The following is a 19,781-nucleotide window of genomic DNA, read 5'->3' as shown; positions in this document are numbered from 1 at the left end:
GCCACGCCCGGCGACGCCCCTCGCCGGCCATGCCCGCCACGCCCGGCGACGCCCCTCGCCGGGCATGGCCGGCGGCGCGCGGGAAAAGAGGATCGGTGCCTGTCAGAAGCCGGACGGCCGCGGCGTAGGAACGGGGGTGGCCGTCGAGCCACACCCGATCCGCGCCCTCCTGCGCGCCAGGGCCAGCCGCCGTCGCGCGCTGGTGAACGGAGACGCACGCGCGACGGCCGCGCGACGTGCGACGCGCTACCGGCAGCGGCGCGCTGGCGGGAGGGCTTTGTCTGCCCGGCTTCTCATCAACGATCCATGTCCAGAGGAGATCAACACCGTGCTTCAACACGCATTCGACAGATCCATCCGGTACCCTGCGCCATGCCTCGCCGCCGCGCTCGTCGCGGGCCGCGGGAGGACGGGCGCATCATGAGGAGGCTCTGCAAAGGCGTGCTCCTCGCGGCGCTCGCCGTCGGGAGCACCATCGCGAGCGCGAGAGACGCGCGGGCTGCAGAGGGCGCCACCGCCTTCTGGAACAACGCCGTCGAGGTCGAGGTGTCGGGCGGCGCCCTGACCCGCGGCCCGGGCTGGGGCTGGAGCGCCGGCGCCTCGTCGGTCCAGCAGATCGAGGCGGGCGACGGGTTCGTCGAGTTCTCCACGAACGAGGCGAACCGGACCAAGATCGCCGGGTTGAGCCACGGCGATGAGAGCCAATCGTTCTGGGACATCGATCACGGGGTGCTCCTTCGCGCCGACGGGGGCGTGGAGATCCTCGAGCAGGGGTACGGGAAGGGCTACTTCGGGACCTACCAGGCCGGCGACGTCTTCCGCGTCGAGGTGTTCGATGGCCAGGTGCGTTATCGCAAGAACGGGGTCGTATTCTATACGAGCGCCACGGCGCCCACCTACCCGCTGGCGCTCGACGCCAGCCTGCACGACGAGGGCGCGACCGTCACCAGCGCCCAGATCACGAGCTGCGCGGCCGGCGACGAGAGCTGCATGCCGCCGGGGTTCTGGAAGAACGTCCGCTACGCCCCGGCGAACGGGACCTTGCTGACGCGCAGCCCCGGCTGGGGCTGGCACGCCGGGGCCTCGTCGGTCCAGCAGATCGAGGCCGGCGACGGGTTCGTGGAGTTCTCCACGAACGAGGCGAGCCTCGACAAGATGGCAGGCCTCGGCAACGGCGACGCCGATCAGGGCTTCGGGGACATCGACTATGCGGTCTTTCTGCGCGCCGATGGAGGCCTGGAGATCGTCGAGCAGGGGTACGGTAAGGGCTACTTCGGGACGTACCAGGCCGGCGACGTCTTCCGCGTGGAGGCGTTCAGCGGCCAGGTGCGTTACCGCAAGAACGGGCTCGTGTTCTACACGAGCGCCACGGCGCCCACCTACCCGCTCGGGCTCGACACCAGCCTGAACCACGAGGGCGCGACCATCACAAGCGCCCAGGTCGCGAGCTGCGCGGCCGGGGACACGAGCTGCATGCCGCCGGGGCTGTGGCGGAACGTCCGCTACGTCACCGCCAACGGAGGCGTGCTGACGCGAAGCGCCGGCTGGGGCTGGCACGCCGGGGCCTCGTCGGCCGAGCAGATCGAGGCGGGCGACGGGTTCGTGGAGTTCTCCACGAACGAGGCGAGCCTCGAGAAGATGGCGGGCCTCGGCAACGGCGACGCCGATCAGGGCTTCGGGGACATCGACTATGCGGTCTTTCTGCGCGCCGATGGAGGCGTGGAGATCGTCGAGCAGGGGGTTGGACAGGGGTACTTCGGGACGTACCAGCCGGGCGACATCTTCCGCGTCGAGGTGTTCAATGGCCAGGTGCGTTACCGGCAGAACGGGATGGTGTTCCACACGAGCAACACGGCGCCCACCTATCCGCTCGGGCTCGACACCAGCCTGAACCACGAGGGCGCAACCGTCACAGGCGCCCAGATCATGAGCTGCGCGGCCGGGGACGAGGGCTGCATGCCGCCGCAGGAATGGAAGAACGTCCGCTACGCCACGGCGAACGGAAGCCTGTTGACCCGCGACGCCGGCTGGGGCTGGCACGCCGGGGCCTCGTCGGCCGAGCAGATCGAGGCGGGCGACGGCTACGTGGAGTTCTCCACGAACGAGGCGGACCTCCAGAAGATGGCGGGCCTCGGCCACGGCGACACGGACCAGGGCTTCGGAGACATCGATTACGCGATCTACCTGCGCGACGACGGGGGCCTGGAGGTCTACGAGCAGGGCGCTGGACAGGGATACTTCGGGAGCTACGAGGTCGGGGACGTCTTCCGCGTCGAGGTGTTCAATGGCCAGGTGCGCTACCGCAAGAACGGGATGGTATTCCACACGAGCACCACGGCGCCCACCTACCCGCTCGGGCTCGACACCAGCCTGAACCACGAGGGCGCGACCGTCGCCAGCGCCCAGGTCGTGAGCTGCGCGGCCGGGGACACGAGCTGCATGCCCCCCGGGCTATGGCAGAACGTCCGCTATGCCACCGCCAACGGAGGCGTGCTGACGCGCACCGCCGGCTGGGGCTGGCACGCCGGGGCGTCATCGGCCGAGCAGATCGAGGCGGGCGACGGCTATGCTGAGTTCTCCACGAACGAGGCGAGCCTCGAGAAGATGGCGGGCCTCGGCCACGGCGACGCCGATCAGGGCTACGGGGACATCGACTATGCGATCTACCTGCGCGCCGATGGGGGCCTGGAGATCTACGAGCAGGGGGTTGGACAGGGGTACTTCGGGACCTACCAGGCCGGCGACGTCTTCCGTGTCGAGGTGTTCAATGGCCAGGTGCGGTACCGCAAGAACGGGCTGGCGTTCCATACGAGCCTGACGGCGCCCACCTATCCGCTCAGGCTCGATACCAGCCTGAACCACGAGGGCGCGACCATCACGAACGCGTCGGTCTCGGGCGCCGGCGGCGGGGGGGATCCGACAACCGGCTGCGGCGAGGTGGGGCCCGGCGACGAGCTCAGCGACACGAAGGTGCCCAGGTTCTGCAATCACCCCACCACGATGCCGAACGGGGATGCGCCGCCCATGGGGCAGTACTTCGGCCATACGTGCACTTCGGTCGTGCTCCAGACCGTCTATTACACGCACACCTCCGGCAACCACAGCGGGCTCGATTTCTCCGTCCCGGCGCGCAGCCCCTTGTACTCGGTCGGCTATGGAAAGGTCATGTGCGCCGGGCGAAACGCCTGCACAGGCAGGTACCCCACTGCCCGGGGCGCGCCTTCCCAGATCGATCTCACGATCCGCTATGGCTCGGTGTACGTCATCTACGGGCACGCCGCGTCGAGCCTGGTCGCCGAGGGCGATCTCGTCGTCCCGGGGCAGGAGATCGGCGAATCGTCGGACTGGCCAGGCAACGATCACCTGCACTTCGAGGTCCGCCGCGTCGCCGACAACAAGGCGCCGAACCCGGTGCCCTTCTTCTCGCCGGCCCTCCGGAGCTATCTCGAGGGCACCGTCACCGACGCGCACTTCTGCACGGGGCACTTCGATGATCAGGCGGACGTGGGGTTCACGGCGACCACCCAGCTCGACGAGCGGCCGTGCACGGACGCGAACGACGGCACGACCGGCCCGATCCGCTGCCAGGGGGTGTGCGACTACAGCCCTGCGGACTGCGAGGTAAAAACCTACCCCGACGGGCGCAGGGAGGTGCACGAGTACTGCAGCGTCTTCAGCTGCGGCGGCGGCACCTTCGCCTGTGGGCTCCGCCGGAACACGGCCGCCCAGGCGTGCCAGTGACACCCGCGCCGTGACGCCGCCCATCCTCGGCCAGCGCTGTCGAGCCGAGCTCGCCGGCGCTGCCGTCTGGCCGGCCTCCACCCTCCGCCATGGCGCCGTCACCAGCCGCCGCGGAGACGCGCCGCGCCCGCGGGCGAGCGTGGAGGGCCGCGCCGCTCGGGGGCGGCGCTGCGTCCGAGTTGCCTCGGGCGCGAAATCGGATCAATCGACGCCATGGAATCAGCAGCGGCGCGGCGCGCGCCAGAGCTCGGCTCCTCGAGGCGGCCAAGCCTGAGCACGCTCCTCGGGATCGCGACGTTTCTCCTCACGGGCGCGGCGATCGCCGTGGTCGCCGCGCTCATGGCCGCCGCGGCGACCATGCAGCAGGCCACCGGGATCCTCGGCGACGCGATCGAGAGCGTCCGCCTGGTGCACAGCCTGCAGATCGACCTCCTCCGCGATGCACATCAGATCCACCGCGGCGCTGGGTCCGCCAGCGGCGGGCCGATCTCCACCTTCCACGAGTGGGAGATCGAGCTAAGGGAGGGCCTTGCGGAGGCTCACCGTCACGTGAGCAGCGAGGAAGAGAGCGGCGTGCTCGTCGACGCAGAGCGGCGCGTCGACGAATACCTCGTCGGGCGTCGAGCCGGCGATGCCGGCGGCTCACCCCCCTCGCCGGACGCGCCGGCGCTGGCCACCGATTCGCTCGCTTTCGACGAGTCGTTCAAGGCCCTGGACCGCCTTGTCGAGATCAACCTCCATCAGGCCCGTGAGTCCCAGGCGCTCATCGAGCGTCTGGGCCGGCGCGCGACCACCGCCGGCGTCGCCGCCGTCATCTTCTTCATGGCGGGCGCGTCCCTGGTCCTCATCAGCGCGCGGCGGCTCGTCTACGGCCCCGTCGTCGCGATCCAGGAGGCGATCGGCCGCTACGGCGCGGGGGACCGCGCCGCGCGCGCGCCGCTCGTCGGGCCGCGCGAGCTCGGGGACATCGCGCGGGCCTTCAACAGCACGGCAGAGTCGCTGGAGCGCCAGCGTGAGGCGCAGTTCGCGTTCCTCGGCGGCGTGGCGCACGACCTCAGGAACCCGCTCTCGGCGCTCCGGCTGTCGGTCGGCTTCCTCAACGACGGAGGCCCCCCGTCCGAGCCGCGTGTGCAGCGGACCATGGCGCTCGTCGGGCGGCAGGTCGATCGCCTCGAGCGCATGGTCGGGGACCTCCTTGACGCGTCGCAGATCGAGGCGTGCAAGCTCGACCTCCGGGTCGAGGATCGCGACCTGCGCGAGCTCGTGCAGGAGGCGGTCGAGCTCTACCGCCCGGTCTCGCCGCAGCACCCGATCGAGCTCTCGCTCCCCGAGGCGCCGGTGCTCGTCCGCTGCGATGCGGCGCGGATCCAGCAGGTGCTCAACAACCTCCTGTCAAACGCGCTCAAGTACTCTCCCGCCGGCGGCCAGGTCGACGTGGCGGTCCACGGCGGCGCGGGCCGCGCCGAGATCGCGGTTCGCGACCGCGGGGTCGGGATCGATCCGGCGGATCTGGCGCACCTCTTCGAGCCGTTCCAGCGCCTCAAGGCGTCGGCGGGCGCGATCCCGGGGACGGGCCTCGGGCTGGCGGTGGCGAAGCGCATCGTCGAGGCGCACGGCGGCCGCCTCCTCGTCGAGAGCGAGCCGGGCGCCGGCTCGGTGTTCCGGGTCGAGCTGCCGCGTGCGTCCTGATGGGCGAGGCGGTGCACGAGGCCGCGGCGCGCGGCGCGCGAAGGGCGACGCCTCCGCGAAGTGACCCCGCTCCGCCCGGCCGTACGGTCAGGCGCCCGTCCCCGCCGCGCGCCGCCATCGGTCCTCGCGGCGCACCACCCGCCCCTCGCGCTCCAGCTTGATCAGGTGAGCCTCGAGGCTCAGCCGCGCGAGCGGCCAGACGAGCGGCGCTGTGTCTGCATAGACGACCGGCAAGAGCGCCTCGGTCGACGTGCCGCCTGCGCCGCCCGCGCCGGCCTCGCTGCCTGCGCCGGCCTCGCTGGCCGCCTCGAGCGCCGCGACCACCAGCCGCTCCCGCCCAAGCCGGTGCGCGATGTAGCGCCGGAACAGCGCCTCCGGCGCGCCGATCGGCCCGCCGTGCGCCGGCAGCGCGACCCGCGCCCCGAGCCCCGCGAGCCGATCGAGCTGCGCGAGGTACTCCGCCATGTCGCCCTCCCGGGGATCGATCAGGATCGTCCCCTCGCCGGCGACCATGTCGCCGCAGACCAGGGCGCCCTGCGCCTCGTCGAGGAAGCAGAGGTGGTCGGGCGCGTGCCCCGGCGTGTGGAGCACCCGCAGCGCCGTCGGCTCCGGCCCGCCGAGCCGCAGCACCTCCCCGTCCGCGAGGCGGCGCGCGAGGGGGACGCCCGGGAGGCGCGGGGCCGCCTCGGCGTGCCCCCAGACCGGCAAGCCGAGCTCGGCCGCGAAGAAGCGCGCGCCCCCGACGTGGTCGGCGTGGTGGTGGGTCACCGCGATCGCCACGATCGACCGCCCCTGGGAGGCGAAGCCGCGCGCCCAGGCGAGCCACTCGCGGCGCTCGTCCTCGTACGGCGTGGCCGGCTCGACGAGCAGCACCTCGCCGCCGCCGAGCGCGTAGCTGTTCGTGTGGGTCGCGGGCGGCAGGGTCGGCGTGCGCGCGGGGAAGGCCTCCACGCCGCGCACGCCGGGCCCGACGGGCTGCGGGCGGATCACCGCTCCACGACGACAGCGAGCGCCTCGCCGCCGCCGATGCAGAGCGTGGCCAGGCCGCGCTTCGCGTTCCTGTCCTTCATGGCGAAGAGCAGCGTCGTCAGGATGCGCGCCCCGCTCGCGCCGATCGGGTGGCCGAGCGCGACCGCGCCGCCGCGGACGTTGACCTTCTGGGCGTCGAGCCCGGAGAGCTTGTTCACCGCGAGCGCCACCACCGCGAACGCCTCGTTCACCTCGAAGAGGTCGATCTGGTCCGTCGGGATGCCGAGCTTCTTCGTTGTGTTCGCGATGGCCGCGGCCGGCGCCGTCGTGAACCACTCGGGCGCCTGCGCGGCGCCGCCATAGCCGACGATCCGCGCGAGCGGCGTGAGCTTGTGCTCCTTGACGGCCCGCTCGCTCGCCAGGACGAGCGCGCTCGCGCCGTCGTTGATGGACGACGCGTTGGCCGCGGTGATCGTCCCGTCCTTCTGGAACGCGGGCTTCAGGGACGCGAACTTCTCGGGCTTGCCGGCGGGCGGGCCCTCGTCCTCCTTCACGACCACGGCGTCGCCCTTCCTCTGCGGGACGGAGACGGGCGCGATCTCCGCGGCGAAGAGCCCCTCGCGCTGGGCCGCGACCGCGCGGCGGAAGCTCTCCTTCGCGTACTCGTCCTGCGCCTCCCGCGAGAAGCCGTGCTCCCTGGCGCACGCGTCGCCCGCGGTGCCCATGTGGAAGTTGCCGTACGGATCCCACAGGCCATCGTGGATCATGCCGTCCACGAGCTTGCCGTCGCCCATGCGGTAGCCCGTGCGCGCCTGCGGGAGGTAGTAGGGCACGTTCGACATCGACTCCATGCCGCCGGCGACGACGACGTCCGCGTCGCCGAGCGCCACCGTCTTCGCGCCGAAGATCACGGCCTGGAGGCCCGAGCCGCAGACCTTGCTCACGGTGGTGGCCGGCACCTTGCTCGGGATGCCGGCGAAGATGGCGGCCTGCCGGGCCGGAGCCTGCCCGATGCCGGCGGACAGGACATTGCCGAGGAACACCTCCTCGACCGCCTCCGGAGACAGCTTTGCCCGCTCGAGCGCCGCCCGGATGGCGACCTCACCCAGGCGGGGGGCGGGCAAGGGCGAGAGTGCGCCCTGGAACGCGCCGATCGGCGTCCGGGCCGCTGCGACGATGTACACGGGGACGGGCAGGGTCATGATCTCCTCCAGCAGCGCTGATGCCATTTCATTCGATGACGCCAGCCATGCGCCTTGCGAATGTGCCTTGGGTACCTCGGTTGCCCTGGGGGGGCAAGCCGGCCCCGGCGACGCTCCGCTGCCTGCGCGGTCGCGCGCGCGGTGGCCTGCGCGGTTCGTTCGGTTCGCGGTTCGCGGGTTCACATCATCATCGAGCGCCCCCCTGCGTCGCTCCGCCGGCCGGGCTCTTCGCGACCGGGCTCTTCGCGATCCCCTCGAGATCGTATGTCACCACGCAGTCGTCCGTCGCGCCCGCGCGCCGCGCCCGCGCGGGAGGGGCGCCGCGGCCGCGCGCAGGCGCGGGATACCGGGAGTGGAGAGCGCCGTCGTCGTGCGGCCGCTCGCGGACGGAATCCAAGCTCCGCCCGAGCCGGATCCAGGCTGGCCCTGAGCGCCCGCGCCCTCCGGGCCGGGGCCCCGCCGACTGAGCGCGGCGCGCGGCGACGCTGGCGCGGGCCGGGGGGCGCTATGTGGTACGCCGGGGACGTCGCGTGATATCGTGCGCGCCGATGGGGAAGGGGGGCTGTCCTCCCTGCGCCCGGGCGGACAAGGAGCGAACGAGCGATGGTGAATGCAGGCGATCGTGCCCCCGATTTCTCTCTCGAAAGCGACAGCGGTAAGACGGTGGGCCTCGCGGATTTCCCGGGCAAGACGGTCGTCCTCTACTTCTATCCAAAGGACGACACCCCCGGCTGCACGCGGGAGGCCCAGGCCTTCTCCGCGGCCCTGCGCGCCTTCGCCGATGCCGGCGCCGTCGTGCTCGGCGTCTCCCGCGACTCCGCCGAACGCCACCGGAAGTTCAGGGACAAATACGATCTCGGGGTGACGCTCCTCAGCGATCCGGATCTCGCCGCGCACAACGCCTACGGCGTCTACGGCGAGAAGTCGATGTACGGCAAGAAGGTGATGGGCACCATCCGGAGCACCTTCATCATCGGCCCCGATCGCGCGGTGAAGCACGCCTTCAGCGCCGTGAAGGTCGACGGACACGCGGACGAGGTGCTCGCGCTCGTGCGCGGAGGCGGCAGAGGCGAGGCGCCGCCCGCGCCTTTGGCAGGGGCGACCGCGAAGAGCGCGGCCAAGACGCCTGCGAAGAGCGCGGCCAAGGCGCCTGCGAAGGGCGCGGCCAAGACGCCTGCGAAGAGCGCGGCCAAGGCGCCTGCGAAGGGCGCGGCCAAGGCGCCCGCGAAGACGCGATAAAGGACCCCAGGAACCATCGGACAACGACATAGCCGACTCGGGGCGTGCGGGTCGTCGATCGCCTGATGGATGGCATCGCGAGGGCCTCCGGCGCGGGGACGGCGGGCTCGCCAAGCTGGACGGGCCCGGCGCTTCATGAAAGAATCTGTACCGTTGCTTGCAAATCGATGAAACTACCACGACACCAGGGCTCATCTCTCGATCCGCTTCGCGGCAGGTGGAGCGATGAGCGCTGGAGCGAGGGAGCGAGGGAGCTGGATTATGATGTTGAAGCATCCGATGCTACGGACTTTTGCTTTGCTGAGCTGCCTCTCCGCGATCGCCGCGTGCGGCGACGATGAGCCGCCGCCCAAGGTGACCGAGGGCGACGGCGGCGGAGGCAGCGGGGGGGACGGCGGCGGCGGCACCGGCGGCACCGGCGGCGTGCCGGTCGAGACGTGGGATCTCGACCGCAGCAAGCCGCTCTCGGACGTCGCTCCGAAGTTCATGGAGGCGGAGCACCCGCTCGCGCCGGGCGCCGTGCTGGCCGATCTCAAGGCCCCGCTCCCCACGAACGCGACCTGGATGAACTTCGCTCTCGGCGCGGGCGATCAGCGGATCAACGCCGCGCCGTACGACCTCAAGGCGGTCCGACAGGCGCTGTCGATCTCCCGGCCCGACGTCGTGGTCGAGAGCACGGCCGTCACCTCGGCGGACCTGACGCAGCTCGCGCTCAGCGCGCGTCAGGCCTTCTCCGGCCACACCGTCAAGTCGGCCGATCTCCTCTCGGTCACCGTGGAGTGGGCGGCGGAGGGCGGCACGATGACGGCGCCCATCGTGTACGGGATGCCGTACGTGACGGCCACGTACGACGGGCTCGCCCCCTCCGTCCGCGCCGGCGACGGCGTGGCGATCACCGAGGTCAACGGCGAGTCGACGAGCCCCACAACGGTCACGGGCGACCGATTCGAGATCTCGCTCAACAACGGTCAGACGTGGGTGCTCTATGCGTTCCCCGAGATCAGCCTCGAGTGGGACGCCCTCTCCATGACGGCGGACGAGCCGTACGAGGGCTCGCTCCGCCTCGCGCTCGTCCCCGGGCCGAACGCCGCGGCCGCGCTCGACGACCACGCCGCCGTCATCCCGGTCGGCGGCGACATCGAGGCTTCGGTCACCGAGGACAACGCCACGGTGCGCTTCGTCTGGAAGACCGAGGGCGAGGGCGATCTCCTGACCATGGCGCTGCCGCATCACATGGCCAAGCTCGATATGTACAAGACGGCGGACGTCTCGTACCCGACCGTGATCGGCCAGATGAAGGGCATCTCCGGCGCGAGCTGGAAGCTCGAGTACCCGCTCAGCACGATCGGCTGGGACGCGCCGCGCCGCGCCTCGGACGAGTGGGGCGAGGCCATCATCGCGGCCCTCGAGGAGGACAAGGGCTTCATGCCCGACGAGGCGGTCGCCGGGACAGACCCCTATTTCGGGGGCAAGCAGCTCGCGAAGCTCGCGCGCCTCGCGCAGATCGCCGAGGTGGTCGGCAAGGCGGATCTCGCGGAGGAGCTCAGGGCGCGGCTCAAGTCGCGCCTCAACCCGTGGCTCAACGGCCAGAACGACAACCCCCTCGTCTACGACACGACCTGGGGCGGCCTCGTGACGACCAAGGGCCTGACGGACCAGGCCGCCGACTTCGGCCAGGGGTATTACAACGATCATCACTTCCACTACGGCTACTTCCTCTACGCGGCGGCCGTGCTCGCGAAGAGCGATGAGGCGTGGCGCGAGGAGTACGGGGACAAGGCGCTCTGGCTCGTCCGGGACATCGCCAACCCGAGCGCCAAGGACACGTTCTTCACGCCGTTCCGCAGCATGGATTGGTTCAGGGGCCACTCGTGGGCGTCAGGGCTGTTCCCGTTCGCGGACGGCCGCAACCAGGAGTCGACCTCCGAGGCCGTCAACGCCTGGTACAGCATGCAGCTCCTCGGTGAGGCGCTCGAGAACAAGGACGTGGAGAACCTCGGCCGGGTGCTCCTCGCCCTGGAGACGGCCTCGGCGCAGACGTACTGGCAGGTGACCGCGGACAGCACCGTCTACCCCGAGCCGTTCAAGAACAACGGCGCCGTCGGCGTGCTCTGGTCCACGAAGGCCGACTTCGGGACGTGGTTCGGTCCCAACCCCGAGTACGTCTATGGGATCCAGCTGCTCCCGATCACGCCGATCTCGGAGTCGCTCATCTCCAAGGACTGGGTCCAGGACGCGTGGCCCGTGATCTCGGAGACCACCGCGGACGCGGAGGACCCCTGGAAGGCGTTCCTGATCGCGGCGCACGCGACCGTCGACAAGGAGGCCGCCTGGGAGGACGCGCAGGCGCTCACCGCGCTCGACGACGGCCTCAGCCGGACCGCGCTCCTCTACTGGATCGCCACGCGGCCCTGAGCCGGCCGCCCTCTCCCTGAGGCGTCCCCTCAAGTTCTTCGGGAGATTCACAGGGAGGCGGGGAGGCGGGGAGGGAAATCTTCAAGACACTCCCTGTCTCCCCGCCTCCCTGTTCAATTTTCCCGCTGGAAAGGGCTGCTCAATGAGGGAGTCTCAGGCCCTCTCCATCCCAGCGCCCCGCCATCAATCGATCGGCTCGACCCGCACGTCGACCGCGAGGCGCTCCGCGCCGCCACCCACGTAGATCGTGCCCGAGGTCGGCGTCGCGTCCACGTAGTTGCGCCCGACCGCGACGCGGATGTGATCGGTCTGCGTCAGGATCCCGTTCGTCGGGTCGAAGCCCTTCCACCCGATCTCCGGCAGGTACACCTGGACCCAGGCGTGCGACGCCTCGCTCTGCCGCTGGTTCTCGTGCTTCGGCCCCGTGTAGATGTACCCGCACACGTAGCGCGACGGCACGCCGAGCAGCCGCGTCAGGCAGATGAACAGGTTCGTGAAGTCCTGGCACACGCCGCGGCGGTTCGCGTACACGTCGAACGCCGTCGTGAACAGGTTGGTCGACCCCTGCTTGTACTCGTACTCCTCGAAGATCGACGCGTTCAGGTCGAGCAGCGTGTCGAGCAGATCGTAGCCGTTCCGCTCCACGAAGGTCATCGCGTACTCGATGAGCTCCGAGAGCTCGCTCTCGGCCAGCTCCGGCGGCAGGAGGAACGGCTGCAGGATCTGGCGCTGCCACGGCATCCACACGAGCGGGATCGTCGACCGCGCACGCAGCGGGCGGAAGCTCAGCGGATCGGTGTCGAGCAGCTCCACCCGCGACCTCGACTCGATGACGAGATCATGGAACGGCGTGTCGAGCAGCACCCGCCGCGCGCGGTTGCCGAAGACGTCGTCGTACTCGCGATGCTGGCCCTCGACCGACATGTCGATCTCGTTGTGCAGCAGCGTCTGCAGCCGGTCGTGCGCAGGCGTCAGCCGCAGGAGGTGCGTGCTGCGCTCCACCGCGGTCGCGTAGTGGTACGACGTGCGGTGCACCACCTGGAAGCGGCGGATCGCCGCGTGCACGGGGCGCCGGACCGGCCGCGACGAGAGCGGCGGCGTGGACGACGACGGCTTGCGCCGGTCGGTGCGCGGGGACGCCGTGGCCCGGAGCGCCCCCTGCCGCAGCACCACGAGGTGCCCCGGCGGCACGCGCTTCCAGGACGCCGCCCGCCCGCCCGCGTGGACCTTGAGCTCCTCCGACGAGACGATGACGCCCTTGCGGCTCTTGACCCCCCGGCGCGTCAGGTCGACCTCCAGATCGTCGTCCCCGAACGCGAGGCGCTCGTACGGCGGCAGCACCTCCCACAGGAAGGCGTCCCCCTCGCGATCGCGATCCGCGTAGACGACCAGATCGCGGCCGTCGGCCAGGACCGACGTGAGGGGGCCGTGCTCGTTCATCTCGTCGAACCAGTCGCGCAGCACCGCCGGATCGATGTCGCCGATGCTCCGGAGGTTCTCCGACGCCATCCAGCGCATGAGCTCGCACAGGATGAGCTCCGTGTCCGTCGAGCCGACCGGCTGGAAGAGCGACTTCGGATCGACCTCGATCCGGTCGACGAGGCTGCCGCTGTGCGCGAACAGCCAGTCGCGCCCGCCCCAGCTCCGGCTGAACGGCTGCGTGTTGGCGTCGTTGACGCTGCCCCACGTCGCCGTGCGGATGTGCAGCACGAGCAGCGACGACTCGAGGTGCTCCCACGCCTTCACGAGCTCGCTGCGGATGCTCCCCTGCGGCGGCGCCGGCTCCTTGAGCACCGAGGCGCTCGGCTCGCCGCCGGGGTAGTAACCGATGCCCCAGCCGTCAGGCAGTTTGCGTCCGGGCTGCAGGCAGGTGAGATCGAAACATGGGGCGAGCTCGCCCTCGAACGACATCGCGAGGAGATTCGGCATGGGTACGTCGGCGACTCTGGCGGCTACTGGCTCGTGACCGTGGGGTTGCTGTCGGGCGGCCCGTAACCGAGCAGCTCACGACCGATACCGTCGCAGATCATCGCCGTCTCGTCGACCACATGGGTGAGCGCCGCGTGGACCGCCATCGGGTCGAACGGCTCGGTGGCCCTGTCGGCCACCCACTGGTGCAGGAGCTGGAGCCGCTCGAGGCTCTCGCCGCCGGGGAGCGCCACGCTGTCCGGCGGCCGGATCTCGCAGAGGCGCGCGAACGCCGCGTGGACGCAGTGCCGGATCGAGCGCGGGAAGCGCGGCTCGTACAGGAGGAACTGGGCGACAGCCTGCTCGCTCACCTGACCCTGGTTGAGCTTCATGAACGGCTCGAACCCGGAGCAGGCGCGGAGGAGCGAGAGCCAGAGCGCCGTCTCCACGACCCGGTGCTGCCTGCGCAGCGCGCCCTGCGCCTGCGCGCTCATCTCCGACGGCGGCGGCGGCGGCAGGTTGGTCAGGGCGTGGTGGTGCACGTCGAGCGTGCGCGCCGTCTGCCCGACGCGCTCGAGCAGCACGCCGAGCCAGATGAAATCGAGCGGCGTGTCGTTGAGCATCGTGCTCTGCGTGAGCCCGAGGCAGAGCTGTGTGAGCTGGCGTACGCGCCGGTAGAAGGCGTAGCGGCTCGACCTGAACTCCTCCCGCGCCTCGTCGCTGTTCACCCAGAGGTGGAGCTCGTTGACGGTCTCCCACACCTCGAGGCTGACGACCTCCCGGATCGACCGCGCGTTCCAGCGCGCGGCCGAGATCGAGCTGCGGAGGCTCGTCGGGTTGTCCTCGTCGAAGCTCATGTAGCGCTGCACGAGCTCGCCGTCGGCCGCGGCCTCCTCGCCGTGCTCGGCCCCGAAGTGCGCCTTCTGCCCGGCCACGATGATGACCGGAAGCCAGCACTGCTGCGTCGGGATCTCGGCGTCGAGCGCGAGGTTCTGCGTGACGGCGAGGATGCGGGCCATGTTCTCGGTCCGCTCGAGGTAGCGGCCGAACCAGAAGCAGTGATCGGCGACGCGGGAGATCACGGGGCCTCCGGGGGGGCAGGTCCCGGCGCGGCGCCGGGAGGGTCGTTGTTCGCGGCGGCGGGGCTCGCGTCGGAACCGCCGACCGAGGGCGTGCGCTGCCCGTTCTCCCCTGGGCCCTTGAGGACCCAGGTGTCCTTCGAGCCCCCGCCCTGGCTCGAGTTGACGACGTAGGAGCCGGCCACCAGCGCGACGCGCGTGAGCCCGCCGGGCAGCACCCACGAGCCGTCGCGGCCCGTCAGCACGTAGGGGCGCAGGTCGAGCCTCCTCGGGACCGCGGTCTTCGTGGTCGGGTCCCAGGTGGGGCTCGTCGAGAGCTCGATCCGGTGCTGGGCGATGTAGCGGCGCGGCGTCGCCTGGATGCGCGCCCGGAACTCGTCCCGCTGCGCGGCGGTCGACTGCGGCCCCATCAGCATGCCGTAGCCGCCGGCCTCGTCGACCGCCTTGACGACCAGCTGGTCGAGGTGGTCGAGCACGTAGCGCCGGTCGTCGTCGCGCATGCAGAGGTAGGTGGGGACCTGCTCGAGGACCGGCTCCTCGCCGAGGTAGTAGCGGATCATCTCCGGCACGAAGGGGTACACGGCCTTGTCGTCGGCCACGCCGTTGCCGGGCGCGTTCGCGAGCGCGACGTTGCCGGCGGCGTAGGCGCGCATCAGGCCGCGCACGCCGAGCATGCTGTCAGGGCGGAAGGCCTCGGGGTCGAGGAACGCCTCGTCGATGCGGCGGTAGATGACGTGGACCCGGCGCGGGCCGCGCGTCGTCCGGACGAAGACCTCGTCCTGATCGACGAACAGATCGGGGGCCTGCACGAGCTCGAGCCCCATCGTGCGCGCGAGGAAGCTGTGCTCGAAATAGGCCGAGTTGTAGGGCCCCGGCGTGAGCACGACGGCGCTCGTGCCGCTCGGGCTCGCGGGCGACACCGAGCGCAGCGTCTCGGCGAGCCGGGCCGGGTAATGGTCGACCCGCTGCACGCGCGCCTTGTCCAGCAGGTGCGGCAGGACGCGCTTGCTGATGAGCCGGTTCTCCAGGACGTAGGAGACGCCGGACGGCGTGCGGAGGTTGTCCTCGAGGACCCGGAAGGTCCCGGCCGGATCGCGGATGATGTCGACGCCCGCGATGTGGATGCGCACGCCGCCCGGGGGCCGCAGGCCGTGGACCTGCTTCAGGTACTGCCCGGAGCCGAGCACGAGGTCCCGGGGGACGCGCTCCTCCTTGAGGATGCGCTGGTCCCCGTAGACGTCGTCGAGGAAGAGGCCGAGCGCGCGGACGCGCTGCTCGAGGCCCCGCTCCATGTGGGCCCAGTCCGCCGCGGAGAGCATCCGGGGGACGAGGCAGAGCGGGAAGATCTTCTCCGCGCCGCGCTGATCCGCGTAGACGGAGAACGTGACGCCCTGGTTGAGCAGGGCGAGCTCCGCGAGGTGCTGCGCGCGCGCGAACTCGTTCGGCGCGAGCGCGCCGAGGAGCGTGGCAGTGCGCAGGAACTCGGGGCGAGGAGCGCCGTCTCGACCAAACAGCTCGTCGTAGGCGCCGGGGAGGGGAGTGTAGCCGGCGAAGAGGCCGGCACCCGGGTTCTCTAACAACACTGGAGTGAAGCTACCGCCGGACGGCCCTGGAGGTCCATGGGCCATTTGCGGTTTTTGCCGCGATGGAGGCAGTGGCGCGGTCGGCTGATCGACTCGGCCTACTCGGCGTCGAGGATTTGCCGCTCTCTGGAGCGCGTGAGCTCGTCGACCGCGGCGAGGAAGGCGTCGTAGTCGATCGGCTTGGGCAGCACCCGAGCGACACCGAGGCTCGTCGCGTCATGTTTTGAAGACGCGGATGAAACAATGACTGGTATACGGGCCGTCTTCTCGTTGTGCCGGAGCGCCGTGAGCAGGCCCCAGCCGTCCATCACCGGCATCATGATGTCGACGACGAGCAGATCCGGCGGCGCGATCTGGTCGAGCAACGCCAGCGCCTCCTCGCCGTTCGAGGCGCAGCGCACCTCGTAGCCGCCCTCGCTCTCCAAGATCATGCTCACGACCTCCTGGATGTTCGGCTCGTCGTCCACGACGACCACGAGCTTGGCGCGGCTGTTCGGCGCGCTCGATCGTGTTCGTACTTCCGCGTTGCGCCGCACCGTCCGACCTCCGAGCGTATCGACAAGCATGCCGTTCTCCCCTGCGCTCTCCGGACCCCGAATTCTCCGGATGAACGAGAGTATTCCCCACGCGCTCCGTTCCGTCGCTGCGTGGAATCCAAGATTGAAAGCTCAGGAGACTCCCGAAAGCGGTGGGGGCCGCACGCTTGCGTCATTACGCCCGAACCACGATCGGGCGCGCGGCGCGACCGGGACATCCGCGCGCGCACGCCCATGACACGCGCGCGTTCGCCGCGGGGCCGCGCGAACGCGCGAAAGCTGGCCATTCCCGAATTTCCAGGACGAGCGCGCCGTGCGTCGTGCGTCGTCGTCGCTCGCCTGTCCCGAGATTCCTACTGTCCCGCGCTCTCCAGCTCCGCCGTCGCGTCGTGGTAGGCGCGCGTGACGTCGGATTCGTCCAGGATGCCGACGATCTTGCCCTCGGCGTCGGTGACCAGGAGCTCTCGCACGCGCAGCTCCAGCAGCACCTGGAGCGCGTGGTGCAGGTCCTCCGCTTCGCTGACCGAGGCGGGGCTCGCCATCATGTCGTGCGCGATCGCGAGCCCCGAGAGCTCGGGGCTCGTCGCGGTGGCGCGCAGGATCTCGGCGTCGATGGTGCCGACGACCTTGCCGTCCTCGGAGAGCACGGGGAAGGTGTCCTGCCACTCGCACGCCGCGATGCGCTCGACGACGATCGAGGCGGGGGTCCGCGCCTCGAACGACACGAACGGGCGGCTGCGGATGACGATGTCGGCGACGCGGATGCTGCGGAGCACGTCGACGATGAGCTCACCCCGGTGCGCCGGGGACTCGCGCTTGGTCGCGACCTGCGCGCGGTACAGGGTGCTGTGCCGGAGCGCCACGAAGGCGATGCCCTCGCAGAGCATGAGCGGCACGAGCAGGTCGTAGCTGCCGGCGAGCTCGCAGACCATGACGAGCGAGGCGATCGGCACGTGCGCGATCCCGCCGTAGAACGTGCCCATCCCGACGAGCGCGAACGCGCCGGGGTCGATGCGCGGGTCGCCGAGCAGGAGCTCCGCCGCGCGCCCGAAGGCCCCGCCCGTGAGCGCGCCGAGCACGAGCGAGGGGCCGAAGTCCCCCGCGCTGCCGCCCGAGCCGACGGTGAGCGAGGTCGCGACGATCTTCGTGGCGAGCAGCACGAGCAGGAGCTGCACCGCGGTCCACCCGCCGGGCAGCCACGAGGCCCCCGTGATCGCGATCTGGGCCGCGCCATACCCCGCGCCCAGCATCCCGAACCCCTCCCCCGGCCTGGCGAAGCGCGGCCCGAGGAGCATGAGCAGAGGGGTCACGAGCGCGCCGAGCGCGAGGCCGCCGAGCGCGGGCTTCGCCCAGGGCGGCAGCGGGATGCGGTGCGCCGTGTACTCCACGGCGTGCAGCGTCCGGAGGAAGACCGTGGCCACGAGCGACACGACGAGCGCGAGCGCGGCGTAGAGGGGGAGGTGGCTCGGGATGAACGGGTAGCGGGGAGCGTGCGCGAAGAGGGTCGACTCGCCGAAGAAGTAAATGAAGACGGAGTACGAGACGACGCTCGCGAGGATGGAGGGGATGAGCGCGTCGGCCTCGAAGTCGTCGCGGTGCAGCACCTCGACGGCGAGGAGCGCGGCCCCGAGCGGCGTCCGGAACACGGCCGCCATGCCCGCGGCCGCGCCGGCGATGAGCAGGATCCGCCGCTCGCGCGTGTCCACCCGGAGGGCGCGCCCGATGATCGAGCCGAGCGCGCCGCCGATCTGCATCGTCGGCCCCTCGCGCCCGCCGGACCCGCCACAGCCGAGCGTGAAGATGGAGGCGAGCGCCTTCACCACCGGGACGCGGCGGCGGACGATGCCGCCCATGTGGTGGAACGCCCGGATGAAGGCGTCGCCGCCGCCGCCGCGGGTCTCGGGCGCGAGCTTCGCCGTGAGCACCCCGCCGACGAGGGCGCCGAACGCCGGCAGGACGAGGACGAGCCACGGCCGGAACGCCCCGATGTGCGCGCTCGAGAGCACCGCCTCGCCCTTGGCGCGGAGCGGCTCGTAGCCGGTGACCGCGATGAAGAGCTCGTGCTCGGCGAGCTCGAGGGCGGCGAAGAACAGCGAGCCGGCGATGCCGGCCGTGACGCCGACGAGGATCGCGTGGAGCAGCACCCGACCGACGAGCTGGAACGGGATCAGCCCCTGCGCGCGGGGGATCGGCGTGCGCGCCGCCCCCGTGCGGCTGGGGCGTGATGGGGAGTGGTCGCGGGACGACATCATGATCTCGTGGCCCAGGGCCTCCCCCCTCGAGCGATGGGCCTGGCAGGAGCGGTAGCTTCCCTGATCTTCGGCGGGTTGCCGCCTGAAATCGCCGCCAGGATCGCCGTCCCCGGAGGCGCCCTCGCGGCGTCGGCCTCCGCTCGGTCTACGTTCGGCTTCCGTTCGGCTTCCGCGCGGCTTCCGCTCGGGCCTCCCGCGCTCCATGAGCGAGGAAGGAAGCCTGGCGCGGGCGCGGCATCCGGACCCGCCCGAGCCCGGACGAGGTGGAGTCATGACGACCGATCGGAGCACCGTCGAGTACGGCACCCTCATCACCGGAGACGCGAGCGTCACGATGGGCGACGCGGCCGTCCAGACGACGGACGAGAGCGTCCGCACGACCGCCGAGACCGTGGTGACGCCCGTCGTGGCGCTCGAGCTGGCCGCCGAGATCCTGGCGGGCTCGCTCGGCCCGCTGATCGACGAGGATTACGTGCAGGGCAAGACCCGGTTCCGGGACGTGCTCTGCGACCGGATCGACATCTCGCAGCTCGAGGCCGAGGAGCTGGTCGACGACATGGAGCGGTCGGGGCGGATCCGTTTCATCGGCGTGGCAGAGGGCCGGGGGTGGCACATCCAGCAGGGAGCGGGGGTGCGTTGATGGCCGCTGTCTCGCGCAGAAAGGCGGGCTCGCCGGTGGTGCCTGACGAAACAATTCCCTTGCCGGCGTACTCGACTCGTGGCCTACGCTGAGGCGCCTATGGAGGACGGTACGAAGCCGCGCAAGGCTGTGGTCCCGAGCGCTCCGCCCGCGCCGCTCGTGATCGTGGCCGGTTGCCCTGCCGAGCTCGTCGCTGTGTGCAGGGAGGCGGGGGCCCGGCTCGGGGTGACGGTGCGCGAGTGCGATCTGCGCTCGCTCCGGGCGACGAGCGCGGCGTCGCACCTGTACGCCGTCATCGTGGGGGAGGAGCTGTACCGGTTCGATCGGGAGGTGTTCGACGCGATCATCCGTCAGGCGCCGGCGTCGCTGGTGCGCGTCGATCGCCGGGAAGCGGACGACGCGTCGGCGCGGCGGCTGCTCGTCGATGCCGTCTTCGAGTCGGCGGCGACCGAGCCGAGCAGCGGGATCCGGTCCATCCTGACGTGAAGCGGCGCGGCGCGACGGCGCACCGCCGCCGCCAGCGGCCGC

The 19,781-nt window shown here is 71.1% G+C and carries 14 protein-coding genes; 6 read left to right on the top strand and 8 right to left on the bottom strand.

What is annotated here, in order from left to right; translation table 11 throughout:
* The first annotated feature begins 420 nt into the window (after window positions 1-420).
* Window positions 421-3,741: a M23 family metallopeptidase gene (locus WME97_RS37860; protein ID WP_437544967.1), complete on the top strand. Its 3,321-nt coding sequence runs from the start codon at window positions 421-423 to the stop codon at window positions 3,739-3,741.
* A 213-nt stretch (window positions 3,742-3,954) separates the two neighbouring features.
* A complete protein-coding gene (locus WME97_RS37855) occupies window positions 3,955-5,430 on the top strand; it encodes an ATP-binding protein (RefSeq protein WP_437544966.1) in 1,476 nt (491 codons plus the stop codon).
* A gap of 87 nt (window positions 5,431-5,517) precedes the next feature.
* On the opposite strand, the gene WME97_RS37850 is transcribed toward WME97_RS37855, so the two are convergent.
* The 3 genes from WME97_RS37850 to WME97_RS37840 form a co-directional block, all read right to left on the bottom strand.
* Complete coding sequence (locus WME97_RS37850) at window positions 5,518-6,420, bottom strand: MBL fold metallo-hydrolase (protein ID WP_437544965.1); 903 nt, start codon at window positions 6,418-6,420, stop codon at window positions 5,518-5,520.
* Entirely contained in the window at window positions 6,417-7,601 is a 1,185-nt protein-coding gene (locus WME97_RS37845) for an acetyl-CoA C-acyltransferase (RefSeq protein WP_437544963.1), read from the bottom strand. The genes WME97_RS37850 and WME97_RS37845 overlap by 4 nt, the downstream gene beginning before the upstream one ends.
* Window positions 7,602-7,788: 187 nt before the next feature.
* Window positions 7,789-7,998, bottom strand: coding sequence for a hypothetical protein (locus WME97_RS37840; protein ID WP_437544962.1), 210 nt, complete (start codon window positions 7,996-7,998; stop codon window positions 7,789-7,791).
* A gap of 206 nt (window positions 7,999-8,204) precedes the next feature.
* On the opposite strand from WME97_RS37840, the gene WME97_RS37835 reads away from it, so the two are divergent.
* Window positions 8,205-8,840: a peroxiredoxin gene (locus WME97_RS37835; protein WP_437544961.1), complete on the top strand. Its 636-nt coding sequence runs from the start codon at window positions 8,205-8,207 to the stop codon at window positions 8,838-8,840.
* 297 nt (window positions 8,841-9,137) lie between these two features.
* Entirely contained in the window at window positions 9,138-11,255 is a 2,118-nt protein-coding gene (locus tag WME97_RS37830; RefSeq protein ID WP_437544960.1) for a glucan endo-1,3-beta-D-glucosidase, read from the top strand.
* Between the two features lie 183 nt (window positions 11,256-11,438).
* On the opposite strand, the gene WME97_RS37825 is transcribed toward WME97_RS37830, so the two are convergent.
* The 5 genes from WME97_RS37825 to WME97_RS37805 form a co-directional block, all read right to left on the bottom strand.
* Complete coding sequence (locus WME97_RS37825; protein ID WP_437544959.1) at window positions 11,439-13,184, bottom strand: class II glutamine amidotransferase; 1,746 nt, start codon at window positions 13,182-13,184, stop codon at window positions 11,439-11,441.
* Window positions 13,185-13,207: 23 nt separating this feature from the next.
* Window positions 13,208-14,245: an alpha-E domain-containing protein gene (locus WME97_RS37820; protein WP_437544958.1), complete on the bottom strand. Its 1,038-nt coding sequence runs from the start codon at window positions 14,243-14,245 to the stop codon at window positions 13,208-13,210.
* Window positions 14,242-15,870 carry a circularly permuted type 2 ATP-grasp protein gene (locus tag WME97_RS37815; protein ID WP_437544956.1) on the bottom strand — a complete coding sequence of 543 codons (1,629 nt, stop codon included), beginning with the start codon at window positions 15,868-15,870 and terminating at the stop codon, window positions 14,242-14,244. The genes WME97_RS37820 and WME97_RS37815 overlap by 4 nt, the downstream gene beginning before the upstream one ends.
* Window positions 15,871-15,923: 53 nt before the next feature.
* The gene (locus WME97_RS37810) at window positions 15,924-16,391 is read right to left on the bottom strand and encodes a response regulator (protein WP_012239707.1); all 468 of its coding nucleotides are present in this window, start codon (window positions 16,389-16,391) and stop codon (window positions 15,924-15,926) included.
* Window positions 16,392-16,714: 323 nt separating this feature from the next.
* Complete coding sequence (locus WME97_RS37805) at window positions 16,715-18,613, bottom strand: chloride channel protein (protein WP_437544955.1); 1,899 nt, start codon at window positions 18,611-18,613, stop codon at window positions 16,715-16,717.
* 271 nt (window positions 18,614-18,884) lie between these two features.
* Between WME97_RS37805 and WME97_RS37800 the strand changes: the two genes are divergently transcribed.
* The gene (locus WME97_RS37800) at window positions 18,885-19,253 is read left to right on the top strand and encodes a hypothetical protein (protein WP_437544954.1); all 369 of its coding nucleotides are present in this window, start codon (window positions 18,885-18,887) and stop codon (window positions 19,251-19,253) included.
* 99 nt (window positions 19,254-19,352) lie between these two features.
* Complete coding sequence (locus WME97_RS37795) at window positions 19,353-19,739, top strand: hypothetical protein (protein WP_437544953.1); 387 nt, start codon at window positions 19,353-19,355, stop codon at window positions 19,737-19,739.
* The last annotated feature ends 42 nt before the right edge of the window (window positions 19,740-19,781 follow it).

The organism is Sorangium sp. So ce367, assembly GCF_051520455.1.
Taxonomy (GTDB): domain Bacteria; phylum Myxococcota_A; class Polyangia; order Polyangiales; family Polyangiaceae; genus Sorangium; species Sorangium cellulosum_B.
Note: the sequence above shows the minus strand (reverse complement) of the source record. Positions and strands in the feature narration are given on the sequence as shown.

Coding starts and splice junctions, on each gene's coding strand:
- WME97_RS37795 (WP_437544953.1), top strand. CDS start 19,353: ATGGAGGACGGTACGAAGCCGCGCAAGGCTGTGGTCCCGAGCGCTCCG.
- WME97_RS37845 (WP_437544963.1), bottom strand. CDS start 7,601: ATGACCCTGCCCGTCCCCGTGTACATCGTCGCAGCGGCCCGGACGCCG.
- WME97_RS37825 (WP_437544959.1), bottom strand. CDS start 13,184: ATGCCGAATCTCCTCGCGATGTCGTTCGAGGGCGAGCTCGCCCCATGT.
- WME97_RS37805 (WP_437544955.1), bottom strand. CDS start 18,613: ATGATGTCGTCCCGCGACCACTCCCCATCACGCCCCAGCCGCACGGGG.
- WME97_RS37860 (WP_437544967.1), top strand. CDS start 421: ATGAGGAGGCTCTGCAAAGGCGTGCTCCTCGCGGCGCTCGCCGTCGGG.
- WME97_RS37855 (WP_437544966.1), top strand. CDS start 3,955: ATGGAATCAGCAGCGGCGCGGCGCGCGCCAGAGCTCGGCTCCTCGAGG.
- WME97_RS37815 (WP_437544956.1), bottom strand. CDS start 15,870: ATGGCCCATGGACCTCCAGGGCCGTCCGGCGGTAGCTTCACTCCAGTG.
- WME97_RS37835 (WP_437544961.1), top strand. CDS start 8,205: ATGGTGAATGCAGGCGATCGTGCCCCCGATTTCTCTCTCGAAAGCGAC.
- WME97_RS37800 (WP_437544954.1), top strand. CDS start 18,885: ATGACGACCGATCGGAGCACCGTCGAGTACGGCACCCTCATCACCGGA.
- WME97_RS37810 (WP_012239707.1), bottom strand. CDS start 16,391: ATGCTTGTCGATACGCTCGGAGGTCGGACGGTGCGGCGCAACGCGGAA.